Genomic DNA, 25091 nt, shown 5'->3' on the forward strand with positions numbered 1-25091 from the left:
CCCTTCGCCCGGGAGGCGGCGGGTGTCGCGGTCAGCGGTTCGCCGGCCGCACCACCGTGTACCCCGCGGTCGCCAGAACCTCGGCCGCGTCTTCGAAGCGCGGCTCGGGCACCAGAACCAGATCGGCATGCGCCGTCGACGCCACGAACAGGGAAATGTCCGCCTCGGTGAGCGGCCCGACGATGGCCGACAGATCGCCGCGACGGTCCGGCCGGCCGCTGGGGGAACCGGCACCGTACAACCCGATCCAGCGGTCGGTGTCCGCCCACGGCGGCACCTCCCGCACCACCGTGAGTCCTTCCGGGGCGCGGACCAGCGCGATCCACTCGTCGTCCTCCGGGAAGGTGGCGTTCGGCAGGTGGTCCACGGTGAACTGTGCGGGGACGACGTGCAGGCGGGCGGTGGCGGGCATCCGCTCATGGTAGGGGGCGTTCGCCGATACGAGGCGGCGGCGGGCACCGGCGCGGGTCCTGGGCACAATGTGCGCTTCGCCGGCGCCGAGCCGATTGATTCGGCACCATCCGCCTCGTTCGAGGCCCAGTTCGTTGCGCTCCGCGCTCCGCTGCGGCGTACAGTGCTACGGCGCAGCTACGAGTGGGAGGCGTCATCCGACCTCCGGAAGCACAGATCGAGTCGGTCCGGTGGCGACCGGTGGGTTGCTCGAGTCGCGCGGCGGCGGAACTCGGAGTTGCCCAGTCGACGGCTGCGGGCTGGTCCACATCGTGGTTGCCGGCGATCTGGGCGCGGTCGACGGATGGACGCGGGCGGGCGTCGGTCACTCGGGAATCGAAGTCGTCGAAGGCGAGTCCGAGTTCGGCGCCGTACCGACAGGGCCGCCCGGCGCGGAGTGTTCTCGGCTGGGCGGCCCTGTGTCTGGTGCGGGTCAGGCGTTCATCGGCCGCACATTCCGCAGCTGCAGCCCTGTCCGTTCAGCATCATCATCTGGCAGTCGATCCACCGTTGCAGGTCGGCGAGCGCGTCCATGGGTTCACCCTTCCGTAGGAAATACTAAATGACTTAGTAGATGATACACGCTGGTGTGGGTCGCTTCGTAGTGCCCGACGGGTGTTTCATCGGGCGGTCCACGGCTCGGTGAGCAGGTCGGCGTGCAACTGCTGGCGGATCTGCAGGGCGAGCAGAACGGCGATGACGAAGGCGTAGGTGAGCCGGCGTGGCAGGTGTGGGGTGAACCATCGGCCGGTGGTCCATCCGATCGCGGCGCGCACGGCCGCGGCGCAGGTACCGAGCAGGAGGAATGGCGCCATCGGGTTGTAGTGCCAGGCTTCGCCGAGCCTGCCGTGCATCGTCAGGTACCAGGATCGGGTTCCGCCGCAGAACGGGTCCATGATGCCGAGGTGATGCAGCGGCGGGTGCAGATCGACCGTCGGGACGCCGAGCAGGGCGAGCGGGATCGCGACGACGATCGCGGTGAGCGCGAGGGTGGTCCACATTCCGTAGATGTCGTGGGTCTCGGTGCTGAGGAGTGTCCGGCGCGGTGAACGGGGTGGGGTTTGCACTGGAGCTCCGATAGCGGTGTCGTGGTCGGCAGGACTGTGTCGGTGACGAATTCGGCCCGCGGCCATCCGATACGACCGCCACGGTGCGCGTGTGCGGCCGCGGCAGATGCCGAAGAGGCTGCGACGGCCGCCGCCGGGTGATCGGATGTCGGTCGATTTCATCGGCGGCAACCCCGGATTCGGCGCAGGCTGCTTGCGACAATCGAACGGTGCCGTCCGGTGCCCGGTCAGCGGTCCGGTGCCGGTAGTGGTTGTGCGCCGCGGTCGGTGAGCATGCCGGTCATGGCAGTGATCTCGGCGGACTGTGCATCGAGCATCCGGGCGGCGAGATTGCGGACCTCACCGATCGTCGCATCGTCGATCGCGGCCCGCATCATCGGGCCGCCACCCTGGTGGTGGCGGATCATCAACTGCAGGAACCGGATATCCATATCCCGGCCGGACAGGCTGCGAAGCTCGGCTACCTCGCCGGGGGTGGCCATGCCGGGCATCGCACGACCTTCGGCGATGTGGCGGCCGTGGTCGTGGCCGGGCATCCATTCCATCGGTGTGCCGCCGGTCTCGGTGGGCTGCGACCAGAGCCCGAGCCAGCCCTGCATGCGGCCGATCTGGTCGGACTGGCCGATCTCGATATCGCCGGCCAACTGCCGGACGATCGGGTCGTCGCTGTGGTCGCGTGCCCAGCTGGCCAGGGTTACCGCCTGCCGGTGATGCACCGTCATATCCTGGGCGAATCCGATGTCGGCTGCGTTCGGTTCCGGATCGGTTTCGGTCCCGGGGGAGAGCAGCAGTCCGGCGGCGGCGCCGAGGAGCAGTGCGGCGATCAACGCCCCGGCGAGCAGAACTCCGGTGAGTCGTTGTGGGCGCACGGTGTCGGTCGGGTCGGGTTCGGTGGTCGGAGCTGTACCCGGCATGGCCGTCATCGGTTCGGCCGTTCCATCGGCCGGCTCTCGAGGTCGCTGGCGTCCATCGGAACGGCGTCCGGTCCCGGCGGGCTGGGGTCGAACGGAGGCGGATTGTCGGGGTCGAACCGGCCGGGGCCGAGGGGAGCGCAGGTCGCACCGACCTCGGGGTGGGTGAACCGATTGATGCGCAGTGCCCGGATGAACTGGTCGATGCGCTCGTCCTCGGCGTCGTCGAGCTTCAGCTGGTGCCCCCACGACTGCAGCGAAATCGGACTGTCCATGGTCGGCACGGCCGACATGAGCATGTAGTCGGTGCCCTCGACCCGGGCGCGCAACGAGTCGAGACCTGCATCGGTGACTTCGTCCGGGTGGTAGGTGATCCACACTGCACCGTGTTCCAGGGAGTGGACCGCATTCTCCACCCGGATCGGCTCGGAGTACACCACGCCGTCGCAGGCGGCCCAGGACGCATCGTGCGGTCCGCCGTACGGTGGCATGCCCTCGTAGGCGACTCGTCGGCCCGGTTCGATGTGGTTCGCCCCCGGTGAATCGACGGTGACGACGCCCGGTATCTGCAGCGAAGGGTCCTCATTGCTCGAACTCGGTACGAAGGGCGCCAGCGCCGCATCACGTTCCCGCTGGTCGGCCATCCGCAGGTAGGCGTAGCCGAACACTGCTGCGGCGAAGAGCGCCACGGCTGCCACCGCACTGATCAGACCCCACGGGCGGGACCGGTCGATGCCGGTGACCGCTGCTCGCGGCGAGGCGCCGCCTCGTTGTCTCTTGTTCATGAACACTCCCGTGTCGCCACCGGTGTAAAACTAAAGTCCTACGTACATTAGTAGATAAGCCCGGGTGTATCCACCGGAAGGTGCCGGGCTGGATACACTGCAGGTGTTGTCGTCGAACCGGGTGAGGTCAGGAGCCCTATGCGTAGCTTCGGTGAGCTGGAAGCCGCGATCATGGAAGTGATCTGGGGTTCTGCCGATGCGGTGACCGTGCGCCAGGTGGTGGACGCGCTGCGGGAAGCCCGGGATCCGGCGTACACCACGGTGCAGACCGTGATGGATATCCTGCGCAACAAGGGCTGGCTGGAGCGGGAGAAGGACGGCCGCGCCTACCGGTACCGGGCGACGGCGACCCGGGAGGAGTACGCCGCGCGGCTCATCGGTGACGTGCTGGCCGAGACGGGGGACCGGGCGGGTGTGCTGGCGAAGTTCGTCACCGAACTCGATGCCGACGAGGCCGAAGAGCTGCGCGCCGCCCTCGCCGATGTCAAAGCGAAGCGAGCCGGGACGTGATTGCGGCGCTCGGACTGTTCGGGTATGCGGCGCTGGCGCTGGTCGCCGGCCCGCGGCTGCTGGTCCGGATGCGGTGGATGTCCCGGGCGCCTCGGATCGGGATCGCGGTCTGGTTCGCCTGGCCGGCTTCCGTGCTGCTGGCGGTGATCCTCGGCGGCCTGGCCCTCGTCGTTCCGGTGTCGTTCGTGAGCCGCGGCCTCGGCGGTCTGCTGGACGCCTGTGCTGTTGCCTTGCAGGCGTTCTACGCAGCTCCCGGCGGCGCAGTGACCGCGGGTGCCGGCGTCCTGATCGCCGCTGGAGTCCTGGTACGGCTCGGCTACAGTGCCGCCGGTGTTCTCTACACCACGCGCCGGGACCGACGAGCTCACCATGATGCGCTCGCCGTGATCGGCCGGCCGCATCCGCCGACCGGCAGTGTCCTGATCGACGACCCCCGGCCGACGGCCTACTGCGTCCCCGGCAGTCCGCATCGAATCGTTCTCACCTCGGCGACCCTTGCCGCCCTCGACGATGCCCAGCTCGCCATGGTGCTCGCACACGAGCACGCTCATCTGAGCGGACGGCACCACGTGCTGCTGATGGCTGCCGACATCTTCCGGCGAGCCTTCCCGTTCCCGGCGCTGCAGATCGCCCACCGGGAGATCGGCCGGCTGGTGGAGATGCTTGCCGACGACGCCGCCGGACACGACGATGCCGACCGGCTCGGCCTCGCCGAAGCGCTCCTTGCGCTCGCGGTCCGCCCACGGTCGGCCGCCGGTGTCGCGCTGGGTGCGGCCGACACCTGTGTCGGCGCCCGGGTGCGGCGGCTGCTGGCTCCCCGTCGCCCTCTCGGCCGGTCGTCCTACGGCGCCGTGATGGCGGCAGTGGCTGCCGCGATCATCCTTCCCGCCCTGGTGGCCGGGCAGCCGACTCTGGCTGCGCTGGGTTTTGCATCCTGCCCGGACACGGCCCTCATGGCCGCCGACCTCGCCGACTGTGCGGATGTGCAGTCGGCGGTACATCAATCGCACGGCATGGCAGATCTCGCTGAGTGTGTCGACTGATCGGTTTCGATTCCGGGAACCAACTGCACCGCAGCGGCGCCTGGGTGGATCTCGCGGGGTCTGTTCGCGCCCGGCGTCCACGCCGGGCGGAACTCGCACGGTCGGCGGCTGGATCGTGACGCTGTCCCGTGTCCTGGGACGATGATGCCGACTGCATCGGCTACCCCATCATCGGTCCACCCATGACCAGCATCATCACCACCATTGCTGCAATCACAAGCAGCACTGCAGCGGCGATTCCGCCGACGATCAGCCAGGGTCCGAGGTCACGACGTGCCGGCACGGGCGGGGCGGCGGGAACGGGGAGGTCGTCGGTGAGTGCGGTGAGGTCGCCGACAGTGCGCGCCCGGTCGGCTGTCGCCGACCGTTCGGCGAATTCGTCCAGTGTCAATCGGCCGGTGCCCACCTGCTCCTGCAACAGGGCCTGCACCTTTTCGCGATCCGCATCGGAGGCCCGCATCGACGGGTCCATCGGAATCACCTCCGACTCCAAACTACGCCGTGACCGCGACAGGTTCGATCGTCGAGATCGAACTGCCGGGCAGTGAGTCCGAATCCGCACCGTCGCTGTCACGCCGAGGGTGCGCTGGCCCCGCAGGGATCAGGAGGCGTGGTATGGGCCGGTCAGGTTGCGAGTGCAGGTTGCGAGCAGTGCGGCAAGGCGGTCGACGTCGTCGTGGGCGAGTCCGGCTGTCATACGTTGTTCTATTTCGAGCACGACGCGGTCGGCTCGATCCAGTCGGGCACGGCCGCTGTCGGTGAGGGTGACCGGCAGGGTCCGGCCGGTGGACGGACGCGTGGCGACCGATGCCAGCTCCCTTGCCGTGAGGCCGGTGAGGACGTCGCGCAGCGACTGGCGGGTGACGAACGTTCGGCGGGCCAGTTCTGCGGCGGAGGCGCCGGGGGCGTCGGCCAGGGCTCGCAACACTGCGTATTGGGCGAGGGAGAGGTCCAGTTCTCGGAGTTCTTCCTCGGCGCAGTGTCGGAAGGCCTGATCCACCTGTTTGATCAGGTATCCGATGCGGAGCTCGACATCCCCTTGACTCATGACAGGAACCTTACACATACTGCATATGTAAGGAACCTGACATGGAGGAATCGTGACTGGCACAACGATCACCGCCGGGGCCCCGGTCGCCACACTGATCAACGTTTTCACCGTCCGGCCGGAGCGGCAGCGCGAGCTGGTCGACCTGCTGGTGGGCGCTACCGAGGACGTGATGCAGCACCTGCCCGGATTCGTTGCCGCGAATATCCATGCCGGTGTAGACGGCACTCGGGTGGTCAACTATGCCCAATGGGAATCGGTGGACGCATTCCGCGCCATGCTCGAAAACCCTGGTGCACGAGTCCATATGCGTGGTGCTGCCGCCATCGCGGACTCGATCGACCCGCAGCTCTACGCCGTGGACTCCGTGCATCACCGATGAACCGCACGGGTGCTCCGTGTCGAGGGCGCAACCTTTCCGCGCCGCCCGGCATACCGCACTCGTTCGGGTCGGATCGCCCGGTTCGAGTGAGGTATGCCGTGGTCGCGTCCTAATTCCGTTCGACCGTCGTGGTCTGCAGTCTCTCGGCGAACGTCCGGGCTGATGCGAGGTCGTCGGCGGTGGGGCGGCCCTTGTGGAGGCCGCCGACGATGCGGAGGGGTAGCCAGGTGTCGAATCCACGGCAGTCGAAGGCGTCGACTACCTGGAAGCCTTTGCCCTCGAGCGTGCGCGTGAGGCCCTTCACGTATCGGCGGAACGGTGGTTCGGGGAAACCGCTGGTCCGGAAGACGAAGGCTCGGCCGTGCGGTCCTGCGGGCAGCTCGGCGACGAAGCGGCGCAGTTCGGGGTGGAAGTTCATATTGTAGATGCCGGAGCCGAAGCCGACGAGATCGTAGCCGGTGAGCTCCGCAGGGTCGAGGTCATCGGGGTCGAGCACCCGGGCTCCGAGGACTTCGCTCATGGTCTCGGCGACGCGCCGGGTATTGCCGTGCGACACAGACTTGCACACGATGAGAGTCTTCACGGGATCATCCTTCCGCTCGATGGCCGGGATTTTCCTCGTAGACACCGGCCATCGAGACTCCGTGACACCCGGCGACTGTGCTCTGCATCACTCGACACCGGCGTGTGGCGCGGAGCCGATGTCGAGGGTCCGCACCGCATCGATGGCCTGCAGTTTGTCGGGATTCCGGATCGCGTACAGGCCGGTGATGCGGTCCGCGGTCGATTCGATCACCAGCACGTTGTCCAATTCGCCGTCGGCGGTCCGGGCGACCAGCGCCGGTTGCGCATTGAAGCTGCCGAATTCGAAGGTGGCCCCGGCCATCGCGTTCCGGGTGAGTCCGATGAGGAACCGGGCGACCGGCTGGGCGCCCACGATCGGCCGGCGCGCAGCGCTGACCCGCCCGCCACCGTCGGAGATCTGAACGACGTCGGGAGCGAGCACGTCCAGCAGGGCGTCGATATCTCCCGTTTCGGCGGCGGCCAGGAATCGCCCGATCACCGCGCGGCTGGTCGCGGCGTCGGTGCGGAACCGGCGCCGACGGGCTGTGACGTGGGTGCGGGCCCGATGGGCGATCTGCCGGACGGCGGTGTCGGTCTTGCCGATCATGTCCGCGATCTCGCGGTGGCTGTAGCCGAACACCTCCGCCAGAACGAAAACGGCCCGCTCGGTCGGATTGAGGGTTTCCAGCACGAGCAGCATGGCCATCGACACCGATTCGGCGAGTAGCACGTCCTGCTCGGCGTCGGGTGCGGTGCGGATCGGTTCGGGCAGCCAGGTGCCGATGTAGTTCTCCCGGCGCCGCCGGGTCGTCCGGAGGTGATTGATCGCCTGCCGGGTGACAATCTGCACCAGATATGCGCGAGGGTGGGTGACGTCCTTCGCCGCACGCCAGCGCAGGTAGCTGTCCTGCAGGACGTCCTCGGCATCGGTGGCGCTACCCAGGATCTCGTAGGCGATCGTGAACAGCAGCGGCCGGAATGTGTCGAAAGGGTCGGGTGCGGTCATCGGGCCATCCCGGCGAAGCTCATCCACCGATCCTGCCCGGCGACGGTCGCCGGACGCAATCGGCCGGATCGGCCGATCCGGCGGGCAGCGGACGGGGCACAACTTTGCGGCCCCGCGAAGCCGATGTCCCGTTCCCGGTGGTCGGGGACCCGCAGCGCGGGCTCTACGAGGAGTTCGGGGTGGTGTCGAGGTTCCGGTCCACCGCCAATCCCGAAGTGGGGGTGGCCGCTACGCGCGGCGTGATCCGCCGGCGCAGCATCGGCGGCCCACGGGAGTTGATACGAGATCCGGTCCGTCAGTCGGTGCACCAGCGCTTTCGAGCTGGTCGAGTCTACGTCGTTCCTCGGTGCACGGCGGCATTTCATGACCGTCGCAGTCATGTGGCAGCGGGTTGACGTCTGCTGATCAGGCACACCCTGCGCCCGGAGGGACTTCAGGTGTTGCCCGGCGTGTCGGGGCCCGGTGTTGCCGGTGCGGTGTCAGGATGGCCGGGTTCGACCCGGTAGACCACGGCAACCAGGTTGGCCCTCGGCTCGGGAGTTGGTCGGTATGTTCACGCTGCTCGCGCTTGCGATGTGCCTGGCGGCCTTCCAGGCGGTGTTCAAGGGCGCCCGGGGACTCACGGTGTTGCTCACCGTTGCTGCGGTCGCGTTCGTGCTGGCCATGTTCCTTGCCCACGTCGAGCACATCCTCGACCTGCCGCACCTGTGAGGTTGTCATGTCGGAGTCGGCTACGGTCCGCAACGATACGCACCGCCTCGGCTACTACGGCACGCTGCTGGTCCCGCTGGCCTACTGCGCGGTCCTGCTGTCGTCCTTGGTGATCCAGTTCACCGGCGAACTGCCCTGCGAGCTGTGCCTGATGCAGCGGGTGAGCATGCTGCTGGTCTGCTGTGGGCCGATCTTCATCCTCCGCCGAGCCCGCGACGGCGACGTCGAGCTGCGCGATTTCACCCGCGGCTGGGGTGTTTCGCTGATCGCTGCAACGGTCGGCGGGCTGATCTCACTGCATCAGCTGATCCTGAACAACAACCCGCCGGTGCTGCCCGGCGGCGGTTTCGGTCCCGCAATCTTCGGGCTGCACACCTACACCTGGGCGCTGATCACCTTCGTCGCGGTGGTCATCTGGTCCGCGATCAATATGATCTGGGCCGACCGGCTGGTCCCGCGGGGCGCCGACTACGGCGGTGCCGCGACCACCGTCGCCGCCCTGTACCTGGTCATCGTCGTGACGGTGACCGTGCTGACCTTCCTGCAGGGCGGCTTCCACGCCGACTTCCACACCTACCGCTACCAATTGCTCTACGACTTGGGAATTCGCTGATCCGGCACCGGCCGTGGACGTTCGGCCGCTCAGCCCGGGGAGGTGGGGGCGGACACATCCACCGCGCGGGCAGCGAGGTCACGAACGAAACGGGCGATATCGTCCGGTTTCTCCTCCGCCATGAAGTGGCCGGCATCGATGGCCTCGTACGTCAGATCCGGGGCCCACGCACGCCAGCGGGCCGAGGCGTCGAAACCCAGTCGGCTGCCCCAGTCCTGGGAGACGACGCCGACCGGCATGAGCAGGGTCCGGCCCGCTGTGCGGTCGGCACGGTCCATCGCCAGGTCGACGCCTGCGGTGGCGCGGTAGTCGGCGACGATCGAGTCGACGGCGGCGATCGAGCTGTCGATGTAGTGCTGCCGCACCTCGGGGGTGAAGGTCGTACCGTCCGTGTCCCAGGCGTCGAGAAAAGAGGCGAAGAACTCGTCGGCGACGGCCCGGATCATCTTCTCCGGCAAGCCCGCCGGCTGCGCCATCAGATAGAGGTGCCAGGCCACCTTGGCATCGACGCCGCGGAGCACGTTCCAGGTGTCGAGCGTCGGCAGTACATCCAGGATTCCGAGGAACCGGACGCGATCCGGATGGTCGAGACCGGCGCGCACGCCGACGAGCGCGCCGCGGTCGTGGCCGACGATGCCGAAGCGGTCGTGACCGAGTGCCTGTGTGATCGCGACGATATCGGCCGCCATGGTTCGTTTCGCGTAGGTGGTGTCGTCGCGCTCCGCAGGTTTGTCGCTCGCGCCGTAGCCGCGCAGGTCGGGAACGATCACGGTGTGTTCGGTGGCCAGCTGCTGCGCTACCGAATGCCACATGTAGTGCGTCTGCGGGAAACCGTGGAGCAGTACGATCGCCGGGCCGCTGCCGCCGACGGCGACCTGCAGGTCGACCGAATCGTGGCCGGGCAGCTTCCGGTAGCGGAAGCCGTCGATGGTGGGCGTGGTCATGGGTGTCCTTCGCTGGTCGTTGCCGGTGCCGGATGGCCGGAGAAGATCCCCGCGGGAAGAGCGGCAGATCGCCGGGAGGTGTCGCGTAGGGCGGGGATGATGATCGTGTCCACGAGCGCGGCGAGGTAGGCCGGGTCGGTGCTGAGCCCGTTGAGCCGGCGCAGTAGCAGGGTCGCGCCCGCGACCTCCTCGAACGGGAACGGGTCGACGTCGGCGGGCAATTCGCCCCGCCGGACGGCCGCATCGATCACCGAGGCGGGCAGTCTGGCCCCGGTCGGGCCGGTGGCTCGTTCGATGTCGTCACACAGGTCGGGGTTTTCCAGTCCGGCCTGTAGCAGCAGGAGCGCGGTGCGCCCGTCCGTCGAGTGCATGGTGGCGACCAGACGCTCGCAGAGGGCGAGCAGGTCGCCACGCAGACTGCCGGTGTCGATCTCGTCCGGCTCGTCCCGGCGCGCGGGTCCCGCCTTCACTGCTGCCACCACCATGTCCCGGCGAGACTTCCACCGCCGGTACAGCGTCGGCTTGGAGGCGCCCGCTCGCCGCGCCACTTCCTCGAAGGTGACTCCTTCGTAGCCGCGCTCTGCCAACAGCCTCGCTACCACCGTCAGGATCTCGGCCTCGCGTTCGGCATCGCGCGGCCGGCCCCCGCGTGTCGGTGGTCGGCCCTGAGGGTTGCTCTGTAATCGAATTGGATACGACACGTTTCGTATCGTAACAAGGGGTCGTTGCGTGTCGCGGCAGGAGGTGGGTGAATCGGCCTGCCGGCGGTCCTGCTGTCTATTCCGGCAGCAGGACCTTCTTACGCTGGTTGGCGTTGAAGCGTGCCTTTTTCTGGCGATTCCCGCAGGTGTTCATCTCGCACCATTTGCGAGTCCGGCTCTGGCTGGTGTCGAAGAACGCGGCACGGCAGGTCGGTGATGCGCACAGGGACATGCGGCCGTCCCGTTCACCCGAGATGATGTCGACCGCGTCGGCGGCGATCACGCTCAGGGCATCGGTCACGGAGGCGCACGGGCCCAGGTGCCACCGGCGGTTCCCCTCGGGGGACAGGACTGCGGCGGCTCGTCCTCGAACGCTCGAGTCGTTGATGGTTCGCACGGCGGATTCGGGCAGTGCTTCGCCGAGTGCTGTCGCCGTTGCCGCGGCGTGAATCGATTCCCTGAGCTCGCGGGCGAGTTCGAGTTCATCGGCGGTGCACGTCGCTACGGCCAAGCCGTTCACGGCCAGCCAATCGAGTAGTCGTTCCGGCGTCGGTATGCGCTCTACGGCGTCACCACATCGCTCCGTCAACGTCGCCGTGAAGCTGGTTGCCAGCACATTGCCGAGGCGAAATCCGGGTGGCTGAGCGGGCATGGAACCACCTTAGCAGGTTGCGCCCTGCCGTCCGGCGCGGTAGAACCGTCTTAGCCGGTTCTAGATCGATTGTTGCCGGCTCCGCGATGAGCAGGAGGTCCGATGTCTCACTCGGCCAGTGCTGTGCATGCATTCGAAACCCGCGCAACCGACGCCGACCTCGACGAACTACGCGCCCGGCTGACCGCGGCGCGGCTGCCGGAACCCGAGACCGTTCAGCGCCCGGCACCCGATCCGCGCCGATGGGACCAGGGTGTTCCGCTGACCGACCTCACCGATGTCGTGAACTACTGGCGCACCGGATACGACTGGCGGTCGTTCGAAAAGCGCCTCGATCGGCTCGGGCAGTTCCGCACGACCATCGACGGACTGGGAATCCACTTCCTGCACCGTCGATCCGGGCGTGCGGATGCCACGCCCCTGATCCTCACGCACGGCTGGCCGGGCAGTATCGTCGAGTTCGTCGACGTCGTGGACGAACTGGCGGATCCGGAAGATTCCGCCGCGCCTGCGTTTCACGTCGTGGTGCCGTCGCTGCCCGGCTTCGGCTACAGCGACAGACCCGCCACCACCGGGTGGGGAACCGAGAAGGTCGCGGCTGCCTGGGTCGCGCTGATGGACCGGCTCGGCTACTCCGAATTCCTGGCCCACGGCGGTGACTGGGGCGGGAACATCACCACGGTCCTGGGCGGCCGGTTCCCGGATCGGGTTCTCGGCATCCACTCGCACTTCGCCGAGGCACCGCCCGAAGCGACCACGGAGGGTTTGACCGTGATCGAACGCCGCTGGGCCGAGGACACCCGGGACTTCTGGCAGCACCGTGCTGCCTACGCGAAGCAGCAGGCGACCCGCCCGCAGACCATCGGCTACTCGCTCGTCGACTCACCGGTCGGCCTGCTCGCCTGGATCCTGGACAAATTCGCCGAATGGTCCGACACCGAAGACAGCCCGTTCGAGGCGATCCCGATGGATCGCATCCTCGACAACGTGACCCTGTATTGGCTGACCCGAACCGGCGCCTCCGCGGCCCGCATCTACTACGAAAGCCACAACTCCCTGGACCCCGGACTGCGGGTCGACGTCCCCGCCGCGATCACCATGTATCCGCGCGATATCGAGAAATGCCCACGCCCCTGGGCGGAGCAGCGATACCGGCAACTCGTGCGATGGAACGCACCCCCCGTCGGCGGACACTTCCCGTCGCTGGAGGTACCCGGGTATTTCGTCGAGGACTTGCGCGCGGGGCTGGCAGCTGTCCTGGCCGCAGCATGAGGTGATGCCGGTGGGGAGAGCCGGACGTAGAAGCTCACCAGGTTGATCGACCGGCACGGGGGATCACGCTGGGGACGGGCGATGACGGCCGGAAATCGCGGCCCGCACGCACTGGGCATCCTTGTCGGGGTCGTGCGAGAGATCGACTTCGACCAGGCTGGATTCGTAGTACCGGAGAACCGGAAATGCCCATGCGCAGTAAGTCCGAAACCGTGCGCGGTTGACGGCCTCGTCGGCGTAGGGGTGTCGCCTCGCCAGCGCAGCGGCTGGAAATCTCAGGGACACGACGACATCGAGCGGCGCGGACCGCTTCATGAGGAAGGCCGTCAGGCGCCGTGCTCGGTCGACAGTCGTGGGGTAGTCGGCCAGCACGAAGCCTGCGTGGTCCGTGTCGAGCCGATGCTCGACGAGATCGGCAACCAGGCCCTCGGGTAACTCGAGCCCGGAGTCGAGGAAATGCCGGATCCGTGCGGATACCGGAGCGTTCGACATCAGGGCACGTCGGACCAGAGATCGAGGGGCGACTACCGGTACGGCAAGTTCGGCGCCGATCCGTGCGCCGAGATCGGTTGTCGAGACGAAGGTCGGTGGACCGAAGATCGCCAGCCGCATCCAGGTAACCTTCCTGATCCGGTGATCGCCGGTGCCGCCGGTAGATTCGGCTGTGGAGCGGGAATGACACGGATCGCCGCGTTCCGACAGCATACGGGGACGCTAGGTGATGCTTGACCATTGCTCAGCGAAGGGCCACGTTCCGGCTCGGCGCGAGCCGCTAGAAGGCGGGCGGCTACGGTCGAGTTGCTGACCGGGTGTCGCCGGTTGCCTGGCTCTTGCGACCGATCGCAGCTCGTCGGAATGGCGTCGGCGCGATGTGCCGATCCGCGTGGTGGGCGAGGCCGGCGTCCTCCGGGCTGGACAGCGGTCGCGTCGATGGTGTTACGATCGATCGTGATGATGACTCATTCCGATCAAAGATTGGGGGTCCTGTTCGTGCGCGGTGAGTGCTGATGAGCACTTCGACGACGAACGGGAATTCTTCCCACCTGTCCTTCTGGCCGCGGGTACGCGAATATGCGGTACCGGGCGGCATGATCGAAACCGCAACTGTTCGGCGGTGCGCCGGTGATTGGGTGGGGGCTTGTGCCGCTGCGGGTTTCGATGTCGATGTCGACCTGGCATCCCTGGCCCGAACGCACGGGCGTGAGCTCGCCGATCGAGTGCGTGACGACCTGCGGCATATGGCTCCCGACCTGGTGCGGTGGCATCTACCGCGGGTGGGGCCGGACGGGTTGTTGCGGCCGGGGCTGACCGTTGCCTTGGCGCGCTACGACCCGGGCGGTCGCGGCGCCGGTCCGGTGTATCTCGTGGTGCGGACCGCTCCGGTGTGGGCGGATGCCGGGCAGCGGATCGTGCTGGCGTTGTGGGACCGGTCCCGTGCCGGGCCCCATCCGCATCCGCATCCACGCCCCGACCGGCGGTTCCGCTTCGACCTGCACCGGCACCTCTGGGACGTGCGTCGTACGCACGAGCTGCGGATGCGCTGCGGCGCCGATGATCACGCAGACAGTCGATGTTTCGGAGAAGGCTCCCGAACAGATGCGGGCAACCGAGTGTCCGGCCCGGACCGTGCCGCCGCGGAGGTGAATCCGCGGTTGCGGGAGCGGATTCCGCCAGGGTGCGCGATCGGCCGGTGGGCGGCCGAGATGCAGATCCTGCTGAACGCCGACGGGCGGACCGGTCCGGTCCGGGTTCGGTTCGGCGCACGCCATCAGATGGTGCTGGCACCGGGCTCCACGGCTCGCGCTCCGGGCGACCTGCGCGTGGTCCCGGACTTCCCGCAGAACCGGGTGTCCGCGCTGCCGGTGCTGCCCGATGCCGCCACGTGGGTGTCCCCCGATCTGGAACTGCTTCGCGCCGGGGCGATCTCCGCCGACCGGCTGCACCCCCTGGTCGCGGCCGCCCTGGCCCCGGGCCGGGCGCCGGTCGCGCCCTCCGGATCCACAACCGCTCCCGGCGACCCGCATCTGGTGGAGTGCCGGGGTGAGCGGCATCGGATCGGCCTGGTCGACGGGGTGCTCACCGCGCTCGACCACGATCCGGCCGAGATCCGCCGGGAAGAGCTCCTGTTCGCACTGACCGGGCGACCACTGCCGTGCCTGCAGATCATCGACCGCGCACACCGGCAACCCGACTGCCTGGCCGGGGTGCGGGAACGGCTGAACCACGGCGATATCGACGGTGCACTGACAGTAGTCGAAGGATTGCTCGGGCCACGTGCGGTGCTCCGCGACGGGCCGCTGCGTGACGAACTGGAAGCCTTCGCGCAGCGACAACTCACCTACGCGGAGTACCGCGCCGGCCGGACCGGATCCGGTCCCTACTGTCCACGATCCCGCAGCCGCGACCAGCGGGCGCATCCGCGCCACGCCAGCAGTCGCTGACCCGCGACTTTCTTCTCCTCGGCCGCACCGCGCGGCCCCCGACTGCTACCCGAGGTGATCTTCACATGTCTGTCGACCACTCCTGCATCATCGACCTGCCACCGCGTGCGGTCTCCCAACTCGACGCCGCCGGCGAACTGCTGACCCTGCTCGGCGAAACGACCACCGAACCGCGCCCCGACACCCAGCTGGAAGCACTGACGCTGGCCGTGGCGGCCGACCTGCCGGTCCTGCTGTGGGGCGAACCGGGCATCGGCAAGACCGCCGCCCTCACCCAGCTGGCCGAATCCCTGGACCTGCCGCTGACCACGGTGATCGCCAGCGTCCACGAACCGTCGGACTTCTCCGGCCTGCCGATCGTCGGCGACGACCCGGCCGAACAGGGTGTCCCGATGGCCCCACCGGATTGGGCGGTACGCCTGGTGCGGGCCGGTCGCGGCCTGCTGTTCCTGGACGAATTGTCCACGGCGCCACCGGCCGTGCAGGCCGCCCTGCTCCGGGTGGTCCTGGAACGCCGGATCGGCGCCCTGCATCTGCCGCCCGGAGTCCGAATCGTGGCGGCGGCCAACCCCCGCTCGTCGGCGGCCGGCGGCTGGGAATTGAGCCCGCCGCTGGCCAATCGGTTCGTGCACCTGCACTGGACCCACGACCACCAAGTGGTCGTGCGCGGCCTGGGCGGCACCTGGCCGCGGCCCAGCCTGCCCCGGCTCGATCCGGAAAAGTTCACCGAAGCAGTGGGATTCGCCCGGCGCGCGGTCTGTGAACTGCTCGCCGCCCGGCCTGCGCTCGTGCATCAGCTGCCGAGCAACGAGACCCGGCGTGGCGGGGCCTGGCCGTCGCCGCGCAGCTGGGAGATGACCGTGCGGCTGATCGCTTTCGCCACCGCGGCCGGTTCGTCCGCAGACGCGCTGTCCCTGCTGGTCCGGGGCGCGGTGGGGGAGGGGCCGGGCTTCGAACTGCTCACCTGCATCGATCGCATGGACCTCCCGGACCCCGAGGTCCTGCTCCGCGACCCCGAGGCTGCGCAACTGCCCGAGCGGGGCGACCTCCGCCAAGCCGCCCTCGACGCCGTGGTGGCCGCCGTCCGGCGGGAACCCACCTCCGCGCGCTGGGACGCCGCCTGGGCGCTGCTGGTCGCCGCGCTCGAGACCGGCGCCCCGGATCTGGTGGTCGTACCGGCCACCACCCTCGCCACCCTGCGCCGGCAGGATTGGCAGGTCCCGGCCGCGATCGAACGGCTCGCGGGTGTGGTGACGGTCTCGCAGGAAGCCGACCGCGCCGCAGTCCGCGCCGGCGAGCAGGCGCGCCGATGAACGGCCCGGAGCCGGACTTCGAGAAGCTCTACGCGGCCCGACTGCAGGCGGTCCGGGCCCGCCCCTATCTGGCGACCGCACTCCATGCCCTGCGGCTGGTCGCCTCGGAACAGGTGCCGACCATGAGCGTCGACCGGTACTGGCGATGCTATGTGTCGCCGGCCTTCGTCGCCGCCCGGCCGGTGGAGGAGCTGGCCTCGATACTCGTGCACGAGGTGTCGCATCTGCTGCGGGACCATCACCGCCGCAGCGACCGATTCGCCCGGGAACACGGCCTGAGCGGTCCGGCCGAACGGCTCCGGATGAACATCGCCGCCGATGCCGAGATCAACGACGATGCGTTCGGTGACGGGCTGGTCGAGCCCGGCGGGGCGGTCACGCCGGAGAAACTGGGCCTCGATGCGGGTGAGCTGATGGAGGACTATCTGCGCCGGTTCCGGCTCGGGCAGTGCACCGCGGACTGGGCGTGGCTGGACTGCGGCAGCGGAGCCGACGGACTGGACCGACCGTGGGAGCTGGGCCCCGAGGACGCCGACGGCCTGAGCGATGCCGAGTGTGCCGCGGTGCGGTTCCGGGTGGCGCAGGGCATCGTCGGCCGGCCCGGCCGGGCGCCGGGGAGCTGGCGGCGCTGGGCGGAGGAGGCGCTGCACCCGCCGCAACCGTGGCGGGAACTGCTGGGCACGGCAATCCGCGCCGCGGCCGCCGGCGTCGGCGAGGACTACACGTACGGCCGGCCCGCCAGGCGGTCGGCCGGGGTACCCGGGGTGGTGTTGCCGAGCCTGCGGCACACCCCGCCGCGGGTGTCGGTGGTGATCGATACTTCGGGCTCGGTCAGCGACGCCGAGCTGGGCAGCGCGCTGCTGGAAGTCGCCGCCATCACCCGGGCCGTGGGTGGTCGCCGCGACCTGGTCACCGTGCTGTCCTGCGATGCCGCGGCGCGGATCGCGGAACCGCTGTGCCGGGCCGAGCAGCTCACCCTGATCGGCGGTGGTGGAACCGATCTGCGCGCCGGTATCGGCCGCGCCCAGCGTTGCGAACCGCGCCCGGACGTCCTCGTCGTGCTGACCGACGGCCAGACCCGATGGCCGGCATGCCGTCCGGCGTGCCGGACGGTTGTCGGGTTGTTCCGCCGCCCGATCACCTGGAGCGAGCACGATCCGCACTATGTGCCGGACCGGCCACCGGATTGGGCGCGGGTGGTGCACATCGGGACGTCGGCCTGAGCGGCGGCCGCCGTCCATCGGGGGTCGTGCCGGGAATCTTCTCGGCGGATTGCGGATTCGGCGACGATGCGGCCGGCGGCTCGGTAGCGTCCGGTAACACGTGCATCGGGACGACCTGTTCGGGTGCGACCTACGGGAGGTCGGGCCCGTCGTCGCCGGAAGCGCCTGCGATTGCCGGCGGCGCGACGGTGCTGTGCCGGACCGACGCGAGTGTGGTGGGTCTCGTTCCGCCGACCGGATGACGAGCTAATCTTGAACGTGTAAAGTCTTTGACTGTGTCTAGTAAACCTGATTTCGAGCAGATGTTGCGGCGGGCTGCGCTGCGGGTCACGGCGCAACGGCTCGGTGTGCTGCGGGTGGTGCACGAACACCCGCATTCGGAGACGGAGGCGATCCTCGGGTGGGTCCGCGAGGAGGTCGGCGCCGTCTCTCATCAGGCCGTCTACGACGCGCTCCGGGTGCTGACCGGCGCCGGTCTGTTGCGGCGGATCCAGCCCATGGGGTCGGTCGCCCGATACGAGACCCGGGTCGGGGACAACCACCACCACCTCGTCTGCCGCGGCTGCGGCGTGGTGGTGGACGTGGACTGCGCGGTCGGCGCAGCACCCTGTCTCGAGTCCGCCGACAACCACGGTTTCGTCGTCGACGAAGCCGAGGTCATCTACTGGGGCCGCTGCCCCGCCTGTTCTGCAGAACCGGCCACTGCGCCGGCCGACCGAACGCCGACCGAATGAACCCAGCCCCTCGCTCGACCCCCGAAAGGACCGACGTGTCTCAGGAAAACCCGCACGACCACACCGCCGCCGCTGCCGAGAGCGGCTGTCCCGTCACCGGCCACCGTCGCCGGCCCGTCCAGGGCGGCGGCAACCACGAATGGTGGCCCAACCAGCTGAACCTGAAGATCCTGGCGAAGAACCCGATCGAGGGCAACCCCCTGGACCCCGGCTTCGACTACGCCGCGGCCTTCGCCACCCTGGATCTGCCGGCGGTCAAGCGCGACATCGCCGACATCCTGACCACCTCCCAGGACTGGTGGCCCGCCGATTTCGGCAACTACGGGCCGCTGATGATCCGGATGGCCTGGCACAGTGCGGGCACCTACCGCATCCACGACGGCCGCGGTGGCGCCGGCAGCGGTCAGCAGCGTTTCGCCCCGCTGAACAGCTGGCCGGACAACGGCAACCTCGACAAGGCCCGGCGCCTGCTGTGGCCGATCAAGCAGAAGTACGGCCAGGCGATCTCCTGGGCCGACCTGTTCATCCTGGCCGGTAACGTCGCCCTCGAATCGATGGGTTTCGAGACCTTCGGGTTCGCCGGTGGCCGGCAGGACGTCTGGGAACCGGAGGAGGACGTCTACTGGGGTCCCGAAGCCGAATGGCTCGGTGGCGACCAGCGTTACAGCGGTGAACGGGACCTGGAGAACCCGCTGGGTGCGGTGCAGATGGGCCTGATCTACGTCAATCCGGAAGGTCCGAACGGTGAACCGGACCCGATCAAGGCCGCGGTCGACATCAAGGAGACCTTCGGCCGGATGGCGATGAACCACGAGGAGACGGTCGCCCTGATCGCCGGCGGCCACACCTTCGGAAAGACACACGGCGCCGGTGATGCCGGGCTGGTCGGTGCGGAACCGGAGGCGGGCGCCCTCGAACAGCAGGGTCTCGGCTGGAAGAGCACCCACGGCTCCGGAAAGGGTGCCGACGCGATCACCAGCGGCCTCGAAGTCACCTGGACCACCCAGCCGACCCGGTGGACCAACGACTTCTTCGAGATCTTGTTCGGCTACGAATGGGAACTCACCGAAAGCCCCGCGGGTGCGCACCAGTGGGTGGCGAAGGACGCCGAGGCGATCATCCCGGACGCCTTCGACTCGTCGAAGAAGCGGCTGCCGATGATGCTGACCACCGACCTGTCGCTGCGCTTCGACCCCGAATTCGAGGTGATCTCGCGCCGCTTCAAGGACAACCCGGCCGAGTTCGCCGACGCGTTCGCCCGGGCCTGGTTCAAGCTCACCCACCGCGATATGGGCCCGGTGTCGCGTTACCTCGGCCCCGAGGTACCCACCGAGCAGTTGCTGTGGCAGGACCCCATTCCGGCCGTCGACCACGACCTCGTGGACGCCGACGACATCGCCGGGCTGAAGAGCCGGATCCTGGCGACCGGGGTGCCGCCCGCACAGCTGATCAAGGCGGCCTGGGCTGCGGCCTCCTCCTTCCGCGGCAGCGACAAGCGCGGTGGTGCCAACGGTGGCCGGCTCCGTCTGCAGCCGCAACTCGGCTGGGAGGTCAACGAACCGGACGAGCTGATCGAGGTCATCCGCGCCCTGGAGGGAGTGCAGGCCGAGTTCGCTGCGACCCAGGACAGCACCAAGTCGGTGTCGTTCGCCGACCTGGTGGTGCTCGGCGGCGTCGCCGCCGTCGAACAGGCCGCGGCGAACGCCGGTGTCGAGATCACCGTGCCGTTCACGCCCGGCCGCACCGATGCCACCCAGGAGTGGACCGACACCGAATCGTTCGCCGCGCTGGAGCCGCAGGCCGACGGCTTCCGCAACTACCTGGGCAAGGCATCCCAGTTGCCGGCCGAATTCCTGCTGGTCGACAAGGCGAACCTGCTGACGCTGACCGCCCCGGAGATGACCGTGCTGGTCGGCGGGCTGCGGGTACTCGACGCCAACTACCGGCAATCGCCGCTGGGTGTGCTCACCGACAACCCGGGGTCGCTGACGAACGACTTCTTCGTCAATCTGCTGGACATGGGCGTGACCTGGGCGCCGTCCCCGGCGGACGACGGCACCTACGTCGGCACCGAGGCGGCCTCCGGCTCGGTGAAGTGGACCGGTAGCCGCGTCGACCTGCTGTTCGGGTCGAACTCGGTGCTGCGCTCGCTCGCCGAGGTGTACGCCACCCGCGACGCCAAGGAGAAGTTCGTGCGTGACTTCGTCGCGGCCTGGGACAAGGTCATGAACCTGGATCGGTTCGACATCGCCTGATCGCTGTGGTGGTCCCGCAGGCCCGCTCGTATCTGCGGGACCACCACCGTCCGGCCCCGGGTGCAGTGGGGTGCCGCGTCTGCCGGACAGACGGCGATCGGCGGCGTAGCTTCGAGTGGTCGACTGGCAACGGGTCCGTCGCGCCGGACCCGTTCGAACGGGAGGGCACCCCACGTGATCACACGGATCGAACTGCCGACGTCCGAAGGATCGATCGACGCGGCACTGGCGGCCCCGGAGACCGACGGCCCGTGGCCCGGGGTCGTGGTGCTGCACGATGCACTCGGGCTGGGCAGCGACCTGGAACGAAATGTCGAACTGCTCGCGGCCGGCGGGTATCTCGCGATCGCGCCGAACCTCTTCTCCCGCGGACGTGTTCGATGCATCCCGAGCGTCGTCGGCGAACTGCTGTCCAACAAGCGGGACGGTCGAGCCGTCCGGGACATTCACGCCGCGCGTGACCGGCTGCGGGCCGACGAGCGATGCACCGGGCGGGTCGCCGTGCTGGGATTCTGCATGGGCGGGGGCTTCGCGCTGCTCGTGGCGCCCGAAGGCTTCGACGCCGCGGCCCCGTTCTACCCGTCCGGTCGCGGCAACTACGCCGAAATCCTCCGCGGGAGTTGCCCCGTCGTCGCCAGTTACGGGCAGCTCGACCCGGTGAACCTCGGCCGCGGCCCCGAACTGGAACGGGTCCTGACCGAGTACGGAATCGATCACGACGTGAAGACCTACCCCGGTGCCGGCCACGCCTTCGCCAACCGCCTGGCCGTGGAGCCCGTGCTGCGGGTCACCGGCCTCGGATACGACGAGGCAGCGACCCGCGATGCCTGGCAGCGCATCCTCGAGTTCTTCGACGTCCACCTCCGATCCCGCGGATGAGCGGGGCCGGTGGAGATAGCGTGGCCGACCGGCACGTGGCCGCCGCCCCTCCGGCGAAGACCCGGCCCGACGCGTCCGCGGGATGCCGTCGGTCCGATCGGGAACTGCGGTTCCGGCTCGGCCGGTAGGCACAGCGTCGCGACTCGGCTGTGCGGCGGTTCCGGCCCACAATCGTCGTGCCGGCGCACCCGGCGGATCGAACGGACCTCACGTGGCCGTGTCCACCGGGACCGTCTCCGGTAATCCGAACCGGTGCGGCAGGTCGTCGTCGAGAAACCAGGTCACCGCACCGATTCGATCGTCGCGCAGGGTGAGCACCAGCAAGCCGGCGGGTCGGGCGAGTTCGCTGCCCGGTTCGGTGAGGTAGCAGCCGTGGGCGGGCTGGGCGTTGGCGCGTGTCGGGACCAGCCGGAAGCGGCGGTCGTCGCGCCAATGGGTGAACACGGCCAGGAAATCCGCGATCGCCGTGGCCCCGAGATATTCGTGCGGTGCCGGGGGCATGGCCAGCCAGGCGTCGTCGGTGAGCAATGTGACGATGCCGTCGATATCGCCGGCGGTGAATGCCTCGGCGAAACGCCGGGACAGGTGCCGTTCGGTCGGTGAATCCGGCAGCGGGATGCGGTCGGGGTCCAGCCGGTGGTGCTGCCGGTCCATGGTTCGCCGGGCCCGTTGCAGCATCCCCTTGATCGCGTTGGTTCCGGTCCCCAGCATGGCAGCGACCTCGGCGGTGGAGAAACCGAGTACGTCCCGCAGGACCAGGGTCGCCGCCTGGCGGGGTGGCAGGTGCTGCAGACCTGCCACGAATGCCAGCTCGATGGCCTCACGGGCATGGTAGCGGGCCTCGGGGCCGGGGGAGTCGTCGCGGATCCGTTCCGACAGCCGGTCCGGATACGGCTGTAGCCAGGTCGTTTCGGTGCGGCGGCTCGGTGCGGGTGGGTCGAACGGCGGCTCCGGTTCGGCGGGCCGCCGCCGTCGCGCGTCCCGCAGTGCGTTGAGACACCGATTGGTGGCGATCCGGTACAGCCAGGCCCGCAGTGAGGCCCGGCCGGCATAGGAGTCCAGGCCGCGCCAGGCCGCGACGAGTGTCTCCTGCAGCATGTCCTCGGCATCGGTGAACGAGCCCAGAATGCGGTAGCAATGCACCTGGAGTTCGTGCCGGTGCGGATCGGTGAGCTCCCGAAATGCCTGCTCATCGCCCGCCCGGGCCCGGTCCAGCACGTCCTGACGCACTGCCGCATCCTCTCATGCCCGCTCGGGCGGGTGAATCGGTTCGATGCGGCGCGTTCCGTTCGGCTGCCGTGCGGTGTCTCGACAAAGAGGTACAACTACGCGAACGAGGTGGAATCGGAAAATGAACGTGGCACGATCCCGAAACGAGAACCCGGACCCGGCCGCCGCGGTGGCGCTCGACGACCTGGCGCAGATCCTGCAAGCGGTGGGTGAGATCGTCGGTGGGGTGGGTCCCGGCCAGTGGTCGGCGCCGACCCCGTGCCCGGAATGGAACGCCCGGCAGCTGGTAGAGCACATGGTCCTGGGAAACCGCCTGTTCACCGGCATCCTGCGCGGTAGGGTACGGGTCACGCCCGACGCGCTGAACCCCGGGACCGGCGCCCTGCTCGGCGACGATCCCGCCGGTACCTACTCGAGCTCGACGGCGGCATTGCTCGCAGCATTCGATCGGCCGGGCATTGCGGCGGCGACCTTCGAGGTACCTGCGGGGGTGGTTCCCGGCCTCGCCGTGATCCATCTGCGCGCCGTCGAGGAACTCGTACACGGCTGGGACCTCGCGTGCGCTACCGGTCAGGTGTTCCGCTTCCCCGACGCGATCGTCGAACGGGAGATCGACTTCAGCAGGGCGAAGCTGCGTGACATCCCGCCGGACCGGATGCCGTTCGATCCGCCGCAACCGGCCGGCAGCGGAGCAACCGCCCTGGAGCAGCTCGTCGCGCTGCTGGGACGTCGGGTCGATGGACAGCACCGGCCCGCCGGTGGTCACGGCGTCGGGGAGACGTAACCGGCGGCGGGACGGGTCCACGGCCAGGTCAGCAACGCCCAGGCACCGATGAGCAGGATTGCGACGGTGCCCAGGTACCAGGGCCAGGGCCCCAGCACATCGAGCAGCGACGGCGTGGCGGGCTTGCGGTTGACGAAACCGTAATTGGTGCCGGCCACGGAGTTGAACACGAAGGTGACCGCTACCCACGCTGTCGTTGCCGCGACGGTGAACCGGTAGCTGCGCCAGTCCGGTCGCATACCCACACCCCAGGTCAGATAGATCGCCGCCCAGACGACCAGCAGATGAATCGCCCAGAACGCCAGGAACCGGTGATCGGGAAAGTCGGGACTCTCCAGCGCGGGTGAGATGAGCGCCTGGGTACTCAACGTCAGGCACCAGTAGTAGGTCAGCGCATACGCCCACGGCCGCTGCGACCACAGTGCGTATCCCGCGGCGAGGGTGGCCAGATCGGTCAGGCGCAGCGGTACCGACCGTTCGACGGTCGGCGGGAACATCGTCGAAAGATAGATGACCAGGTACAAGCCGAGTGTCACCGCCCCGAGAACCCGGCCGAAGACACTCGGGCCGCTCCGATCCGCCTCGTGCCGCCCGATCAGGACGACCGCGACGGCCCCGGCCACGAACACGCCCAGCACGATCCAGTGCGAGGCGCCGTACGCGGTGAAATCCTTCGCCATCGATGGCTCCACACGCTCACCCTAGCGGCGCCGCCCGTACCACCGCCGCAGCCGAATGCTCCGTCCGGAGTTCGCCTCGATCGTGCTATCCCGGGGTCCTTCGGCTGCGGCGGTGGGCTCTCAGGGAACCAGGCGGTCGGCGACGATTTCGGTGCCGTCGGTACCGATTTCGGCGTAGCCGGATTCGAGGATGTCGTTGGTGGCCAGGCGGCCCTCGACGTCGACCCGGAGGAAATGCGTCGGGCTGGTCCGGTCCGGGGCCATCAGCCGGATCCCGGACCAGGCGTGCGCCGAGTACGCCTGGTCGAGGGCGTCTTCCCGGCTCGTCATGAAGTCGGCCAATGGTGCGGCATGGACCTCGGCGAGGGGGATCACGTAGTCCTCGAGGTCGAACTGGGACGCATCGCCGGCGACGCGCAGTTCCAGGGGAATCGGCTCGGAGAACTCGCCGGTGTCGACATCGAGGCCGGTTTCCAGGAGCTTCCTCGGGTCGTCCGGATTCTGGTATTCGATGCTGCACGTGGTCAGCTCGCCCGGGGGTGGCGGGTCACCGATGACGACCGGGGTGTTGTCGAGATCGGCGGGCACGCTGAACGAGGATTGGATCTCGTGCGCCTTCGTCTCCGGACCGAGGTGCTCGATGATTGCGCGGAAGCACACGTCGGGGCCGTCGGCGAGCGTGGGCACCGGCACGCCGGCGGCCTCCGGGGTGGTGCCGGTGGTCGGTGCCCCCTCGGGGGCAGGCTGCGCGCCTGCCGAATCGTCGTCACCGGAACCGCAGCCGCCGAGGACGAGCGGCAGCGTTGCGGCCACGACGAGGCCGGTATGTCGGAGGTGCATGCGGGTAACTCCATCGTTGCAGGGCGTGGACGCGGTGATCGTAACCGGACCGA

Annotated in this window: 28 protein-coding genes; 13 read left to right on the plus strand and 15 right to left on the minus strand. The window is 68.8% G+C overall.

Annotated features, from left to right (window positions below):
• Positions 1-31: 31 nt before the first annotated feature.
• From AC1HFH_RS14205 to AC1HFH_RS14220, 4 genes are all read right to left on the minus strand, one after another.
• A complete protein-coding gene (locus tag AC1HFH_RS14205; protein WP_480243246.1) occupies positions 32-412 on the minus strand; it encodes an ACT domain-containing protein in 381 nt (126 codons plus the stop codon).
• Between the two features lie 658 nt (positions 413-1070).
• Entirely contained in the window at positions 1071-1517 is a 447-nt protein-coding gene (locus AC1HFH_RS14210) for a DUF2752 domain-containing protein (protein ID WP_480243247.1), read from the minus strand.
• 227 nt (positions 1518-1744) lie between these two features.
• Positions 1745-2431: a DUF305 domain-containing protein gene (locus tag AC1HFH_RS14215; RefSeq protein WP_480243248.1), complete on the minus strand. Its 687-nt coding sequence runs from the start codon at positions 2429-2431 to the stop codon at positions 1745-1747.
• 5 nt (positions 2432-2436) lie between these two features.
• The gene (locus tag AC1HFH_RS14220) at positions 2437-3213 is read right to left on the minus strand and encodes a DUF3105 domain-containing protein (RefSeq protein WP_480243249.1); all 777 of its coding nucleotides are present in this window, start codon (positions 3211-3213) and stop codon (positions 2437-2439) included.
• Positions 3214-3351: 138 nt separating this feature from the next.
• Here AC1HFH_RS14220 and AC1HFH_RS14225 point away from each other — a divergent pair, with 138 nt between their 5' ends.
• Both AC1HFH_RS14225 and AC1HFH_RS14230 read left to right on the plus strand, forming a co-directional pair.
• Positions 3352-3723 carry a BlaI/MecI/CopY family transcriptional regulator gene (locus AC1HFH_RS14225; protein ID WP_480243250.1) on the plus strand — a complete coding sequence of 124 codons (372 nt, stop codon included), beginning with the start codon at positions 3352-3354 and terminating at the stop codon, positions 3721-3723.
• Positions 3720-4766, plus strand: coding sequence for a M56 family metallopeptidase (locus tag AC1HFH_RS14230; protein ID WP_480243251.1), 1047 nt, complete (start codon positions 3720-3722; stop codon positions 4764-4766). The genes AC1HFH_RS14225 and AC1HFH_RS14230 overlap by 4 nt, the downstream gene beginning before the upstream one ends.
• A gap of 160 nt (positions 4767-4926) precedes the next feature.
• On the opposite strand, the gene AC1HFH_RS14235 is transcribed toward AC1HFH_RS14230, so the two are convergent.
• Both AC1HFH_RS14235 and AC1HFH_RS14240 read right to left on the minus strand, forming a co-directional pair.
• Positions 4927-5238 (minus strand): DUF1707 SHOCT-like domain-containing protein, encoded by a 312-nt coding sequence (locus AC1HFH_RS14235; protein WP_480243252.1) that lies wholly within the window; start codon positions 5236-5238, stop codon positions 4927-4929.
• A gap of 129 nt (positions 5239-5367) precedes the next feature.
• On the minus strand, positions 5368-5814 hold the full coding sequence (locus AC1HFH_RS14240; RefSeq protein WP_480243253.1) for a MarR family winged helix-turn-helix transcriptional regulator: 447 nt from the start codon (positions 5812-5814) through the stop codon (positions 5368-5370).
• Between the two features lie 52 nt (positions 5815-5866).
• On the opposite strand from AC1HFH_RS14240, the gene AC1HFH_RS14245 reads away from it, so the two are divergent.
• The gene (locus AC1HFH_RS14245; protein ID WP_480243254.1) at positions 5867-6196 is read left to right on the plus strand and encodes an antibiotic biosynthesis monooxygenase family protein; all 330 of its coding nucleotides are present in this window, start codon (positions 5867-5869) and stop codon (positions 6194-6196) included.
• A 109-nt stretch (positions 6197-6305) separates the two neighbouring features.
• Here AC1HFH_RS14245 and AC1HFH_RS14250 read toward each other — a convergent pair whose 3' ends face one another.
• Complete coding sequence (locus AC1HFH_RS14250; protein WP_480243255.1) at positions 6306-6779, minus strand: flavodoxin family protein; 474 nt, start codon at positions 6777-6779, stop codon at positions 6306-6308.
• A gap of 87 nt (positions 6780-6866) precedes the next feature.
• Positions 6867-7766 (minus strand): RNA polymerase sigma-70 factor, encoded by a 900-nt coding sequence (locus AC1HFH_RS14255; RefSeq protein ID WP_480243256.1) that lies wholly within the window; start codon positions 7764-7766, stop codon positions 6867-6869.
• A 549-nt stretch (positions 7767-8315) separates the two neighbouring features.
• On the opposite strand from AC1HFH_RS14255, the gene AC1HFH_RS14260 reads away from it, so the two are divergent.
• Positions 8316-8477, plus strand: coding sequence for a hypothetical protein (locus AC1HFH_RS14260; protein ID WP_480243257.1), 162 nt, complete (start codon positions 8316-8318; stop codon positions 8475-8477).
• 7 nt (positions 8478-8484) lie between these two features.
• Positions 8485-9090, plus strand: coding sequence for a disulfide bond formation protein B (locus AC1HFH_RS14265; protein WP_480243258.1), 606 nt, complete (start codon positions 8485-8487; stop codon positions 9088-9090).
• Positions 9091-9119: 29 nt separating this feature from the next.
• On the opposite strand, the gene AC1HFH_RS14270 is transcribed toward AC1HFH_RS14265, so the two are convergent.
• From AC1HFH_RS14270 to AC1HFH_RS14280, 3 genes are all read right to left on the minus strand, one after another.
• Positions 9120-10034, minus strand: a complete 915-nt coding sequence (locus AC1HFH_RS14270) for an alpha/beta fold hydrolase (RefSeq protein ID WP_480243259.1) — start codon at positions 10032-10034, stop codon at positions 9120-9122.
• Positions 10031-10735, minus strand: coding sequence for a TetR/AcrR family transcriptional regulator (locus AC1HFH_RS14275; protein ID WP_480243260.1), 705 nt, complete (start codon positions 10733-10735; stop codon positions 10031-10033). The genes AC1HFH_RS14270 and AC1HFH_RS14275 overlap by 4 nt, the downstream gene beginning before the upstream one ends.
• A 76-nt stretch (positions 10736-10811) precedes the next feature.
• Entirely contained in the window at positions 10812-11387 is a 576-nt protein-coding gene (locus AC1HFH_RS14280) for a CGNR zinc finger domain-containing protein (protein WP_480243261.1), read from the minus strand.
• 102 nt (positions 11388-11489) lie between these two features.
• Between AC1HFH_RS14280 and AC1HFH_RS14285 the strand changes: the two genes are divergently transcribed.
• The gene (locus AC1HFH_RS14285) at positions 11490-12659 is read left to right on the plus strand and encodes an epoxide hydrolase family protein (protein WP_480243262.1); all 1170 of its coding nucleotides are present in this window, start codon (positions 11490-11492) and stop codon (positions 12657-12659) included.
• Between the two features lie 63 nt (positions 12660-12722).
• On the opposite strand, the gene AC1HFH_RS14290 is transcribed toward AC1HFH_RS14285, so the two are convergent.
• A complete protein-coding gene (locus AC1HFH_RS14290) occupies positions 12723-13364 on the minus strand; it encodes a nucleoside monophosphate kinase (RefSeq protein WP_480243263.1) in 642 nt (213 codons plus the stop codon).
• Between the two features lie 302 nt (positions 13365-13666).
• On the opposite strand from AC1HFH_RS14290, the gene AC1HFH_RS14295 reads away from it, so the two are divergent.
• The 6 genes from AC1HFH_RS14295 to AC1HFH_RS14320 all read left to right on the plus strand — a co-directional run bounded on the left by AC1HFH_RS14295 (position 13667) and on the right by AC1HFH_RS14320 (position 21504).
• Positions 13667-15100 carry a hypothetical protein gene (locus AC1HFH_RS14295; RefSeq protein ID WP_480243264.1) on the plus strand — a complete coding sequence of 478 codons (1434 nt, stop codon included), beginning with the start codon at positions 13667-13669 and terminating at the stop codon, positions 15098-15100.
• Positions 15101-15165: 65 nt separating this feature from the next.
• Positions 15166-16413 carry an AAA family ATPase gene (locus tag AC1HFH_RS14300; RefSeq protein ID WP_480243265.1) on the plus strand — a complete coding sequence of 416 codons (1248 nt, stop codon included), beginning with the start codon at positions 15166-15168 and terminating at the stop codon, positions 16411-16413.
• Positions 16410-17636 (plus strand): vWA domain-containing protein, encoded by a 1227-nt coding sequence (locus AC1HFH_RS14305; RefSeq protein ID WP_480243266.1) that lies wholly within the window; start codon positions 16410-16412, stop codon positions 17634-17636. Before AC1HFH_RS14300 ends, AC1HFH_RS14305 begins: the two co-directional genes overlap by 4 nt.
• Before the next feature lie 275 nt (positions 17637-17911).
• Positions 17912-18370 (plus strand): Fur family transcriptional regulator, encoded by a 459-nt coding sequence (locus tag AC1HFH_RS14310; RefSeq protein WP_480243267.1) that lies wholly within the window; start codon positions 17912-17914, stop codon positions 18368-18370.
• Between the two features lie 35 nt (positions 18371-18405).
• Entirely contained in the window at positions 18406-20625 is a 2220-nt protein-coding gene (gene katG / locus AC1HFH_RS14315; protein WP_480243268.1) for a catalase/peroxidase HPI, read from the plus strand.
• Between the two features lie 174 nt (positions 20626-20799).
• Entirely contained in the window at positions 20800-21504 is a 705-nt protein-coding gene (locus tag AC1HFH_RS14320; RefSeq protein WP_480243269.1) for a dienelactone hydrolase family protein, read from the plus strand.
• A gap of 207 nt (positions 21505-21711) precedes the next feature.
• Here the strand turns inward: AC1HFH_RS14320 and AC1HFH_RS14325 are convergent, their stop codons facing one another.
• Positions 21712-22734 carry an RNA polymerase subunit sigma-70 gene (locus AC1HFH_RS14325; protein ID WP_480243270.1) on the minus strand — a complete coding sequence of 341 codons (1023 nt, stop codon included), beginning with the start codon at positions 22732-22734 and terminating at the stop codon, positions 21712-21714.
• A gap of 121 nt (positions 22735-22855) precedes the next feature.
• Between AC1HFH_RS14325 and AC1HFH_RS14330 the strand changes: the two genes are divergently transcribed.
• Positions 22856-23518: a TIGR03086 family metal-binding protein gene (locus AC1HFH_RS14330; protein ID WP_480243271.1), complete on the plus strand. Its 663-nt coding sequence runs from the start codon at positions 22856-22858 to the stop codon at positions 23516-23518.
• Here the strand turns inward: AC1HFH_RS14330 and AC1HFH_RS14335 are convergent.
• Both AC1HFH_RS14335 and AC1HFH_RS14340 read right to left on the minus strand, forming a co-directional pair.
• Complete coding sequence (locus tag AC1HFH_RS14335; RefSeq protein ID WP_480243272.1) at positions 23497-24210, minus strand: YwaF family protein; 714 nt, start codon at positions 24208-24210, stop codon at positions 23497-23499. The genes AC1HFH_RS14330 and AC1HFH_RS14335 overlap by 22 nt on opposite strands.
• Before the next feature lie 108 nt (positions 24211-24318).
• Positions 24319-25038 (minus strand): hypothetical protein, encoded by a 720-nt coding sequence (locus AC1HFH_RS14340; RefSeq protein ID WP_480243273.1) that lies wholly within the window; start codon positions 25036-25038, stop codon positions 24319-24321.
• Between the last annotated feature and the right edge of the window lie 53 nt (positions 25039-25091).

This window comes from Nocardia sp. KT25-26 (genome assembly GCF_056627695.1).

Excerpts from the sequence above, each read along its gene's own strand:
- AC1HFH_RS14205 (WP_480243246.1), bottom strand. The coding sequence starts at position 412 with ATGCCCGCCACCGCCCGCCTGCACGTCGTCCCCGCACAGTTCACCGTG.
- AC1HFH_RS14215 (WP_480243248.1), bottom strand. The coding sequence starts at position 2,431 with ATGCCGGGTACAGCTCCGACCACCGAACCCGACCCGACCGACACCGTG.
- AC1HFH_RS14220 (WP_480243249.1), bottom strand. The coding sequence starts at position 3,213 with ATGAACAAGAGACAACGAGGCGGCGCCTCGCCGCGAGCAGCGGTCACC.
- AC1HFH_RS14225 (WP_480243250.1), top strand. The coding sequence starts at position 3,352 with ATGCGTAGCTTCGGTGAGCTGGAAGCCGCGATCATGGAAGTGATCTGG.
- AC1HFH_RS14235 (WP_480243252.1), bottom strand. The coding sequence starts at position 5,238 with ATGGACCCGTCGATGCGGGCCTCCGATGCGGATCGCGAAAAGGTGCAG.
- AC1HFH_RS14240 (WP_480243253.1), bottom strand. The coding sequence starts at position 5,814 with ATGAGTCAAGGGGATGTCGAGCTCCGCATCGGATACCTGATCAAACAG.
- AC1HFH_RS14255 (WP_480243256.1), bottom strand. The coding sequence starts at position 7,766 with ATGACCGCACCCGACCCTTTCGACACATTCCGGCCGCTGCTGTTCACG.
- AC1HFH_RS14260 (WP_480243257.1), top strand. The coding sequence starts at position 8,316 with ATGTTCACGCTGCTCGCGCTTGCGATGTGCCTGGCGGCCTTCCAGGCG.
- AC1HFH_RS14265 (WP_480243258.1), top strand. The coding sequence starts at position 8,485 with ATGTCGGAGTCGGCTACGGTCCGCAACGATACGCACCGCCTCGGCTAC.
- AC1HFH_RS14270 (WP_480243259.1), bottom strand. The coding sequence starts at position 10,034 with ATGACCACGCCCACCATCGACGGCTTCCGCTACCGGAAGCTGCCCGGC.
- AC1HFH_RS14280 (WP_480243261.1), bottom strand. The coding sequence starts at position 11,387 with ATGCCCGCTCAGCCACCCGGATTTCGCCTCGGCAATGTGCTGGCAACC.
- AC1HFH_RS14285 (WP_480243262.1), top strand. The coding sequence starts at position 11,490 with ATGTCTCACTCGGCCAGTGCTGTGCATGCATTCGAAACCCGCGCAACC.
- AC1HFH_RS14290 (WP_480243263.1), bottom strand. The coding sequence starts at position 13,364 with ATGCTGTCGGAACGCGGCGATCCGTGTCATTCCCGCTCCACAGCCGAA.
- AC1HFH_RS14295 (WP_480243264.1), top strand. The coding sequence starts at position 13,667 with ATGAGCACTTCGACGACGAACGGGAATTCTTCCCACCTGTCCTTCTGG.
- AC1HFH_RS14300 (WP_480243265.1), top strand. The coding sequence starts at position 15,166 with ATGTCTGTCGACCACTCCTGCATCATCGACCTGCCACCGCGTGCGGTC.
- AC1HFH_RS14305 (WP_480243266.1), top strand. The coding sequence starts at position 16,410 with ATGAACGGCCCGGAGCCGGACTTCGAGAAGCTCTACGCGGCCCGACTG.
- AC1HFH_RS14330 (WP_480243271.1), top strand. The coding sequence starts at position 22,856 with ATGAACGTGGCACGATCCCGAAACGAGAACCCGGACCCGGCCGCCGCG.
- AC1HFH_RS14340 (WP_480243273.1), bottom strand. The coding sequence starts at position 25,038 with ATGCACCTCCGACATACCGGCCTCGTCGTGGCCGCAACGCTGCCGCTC.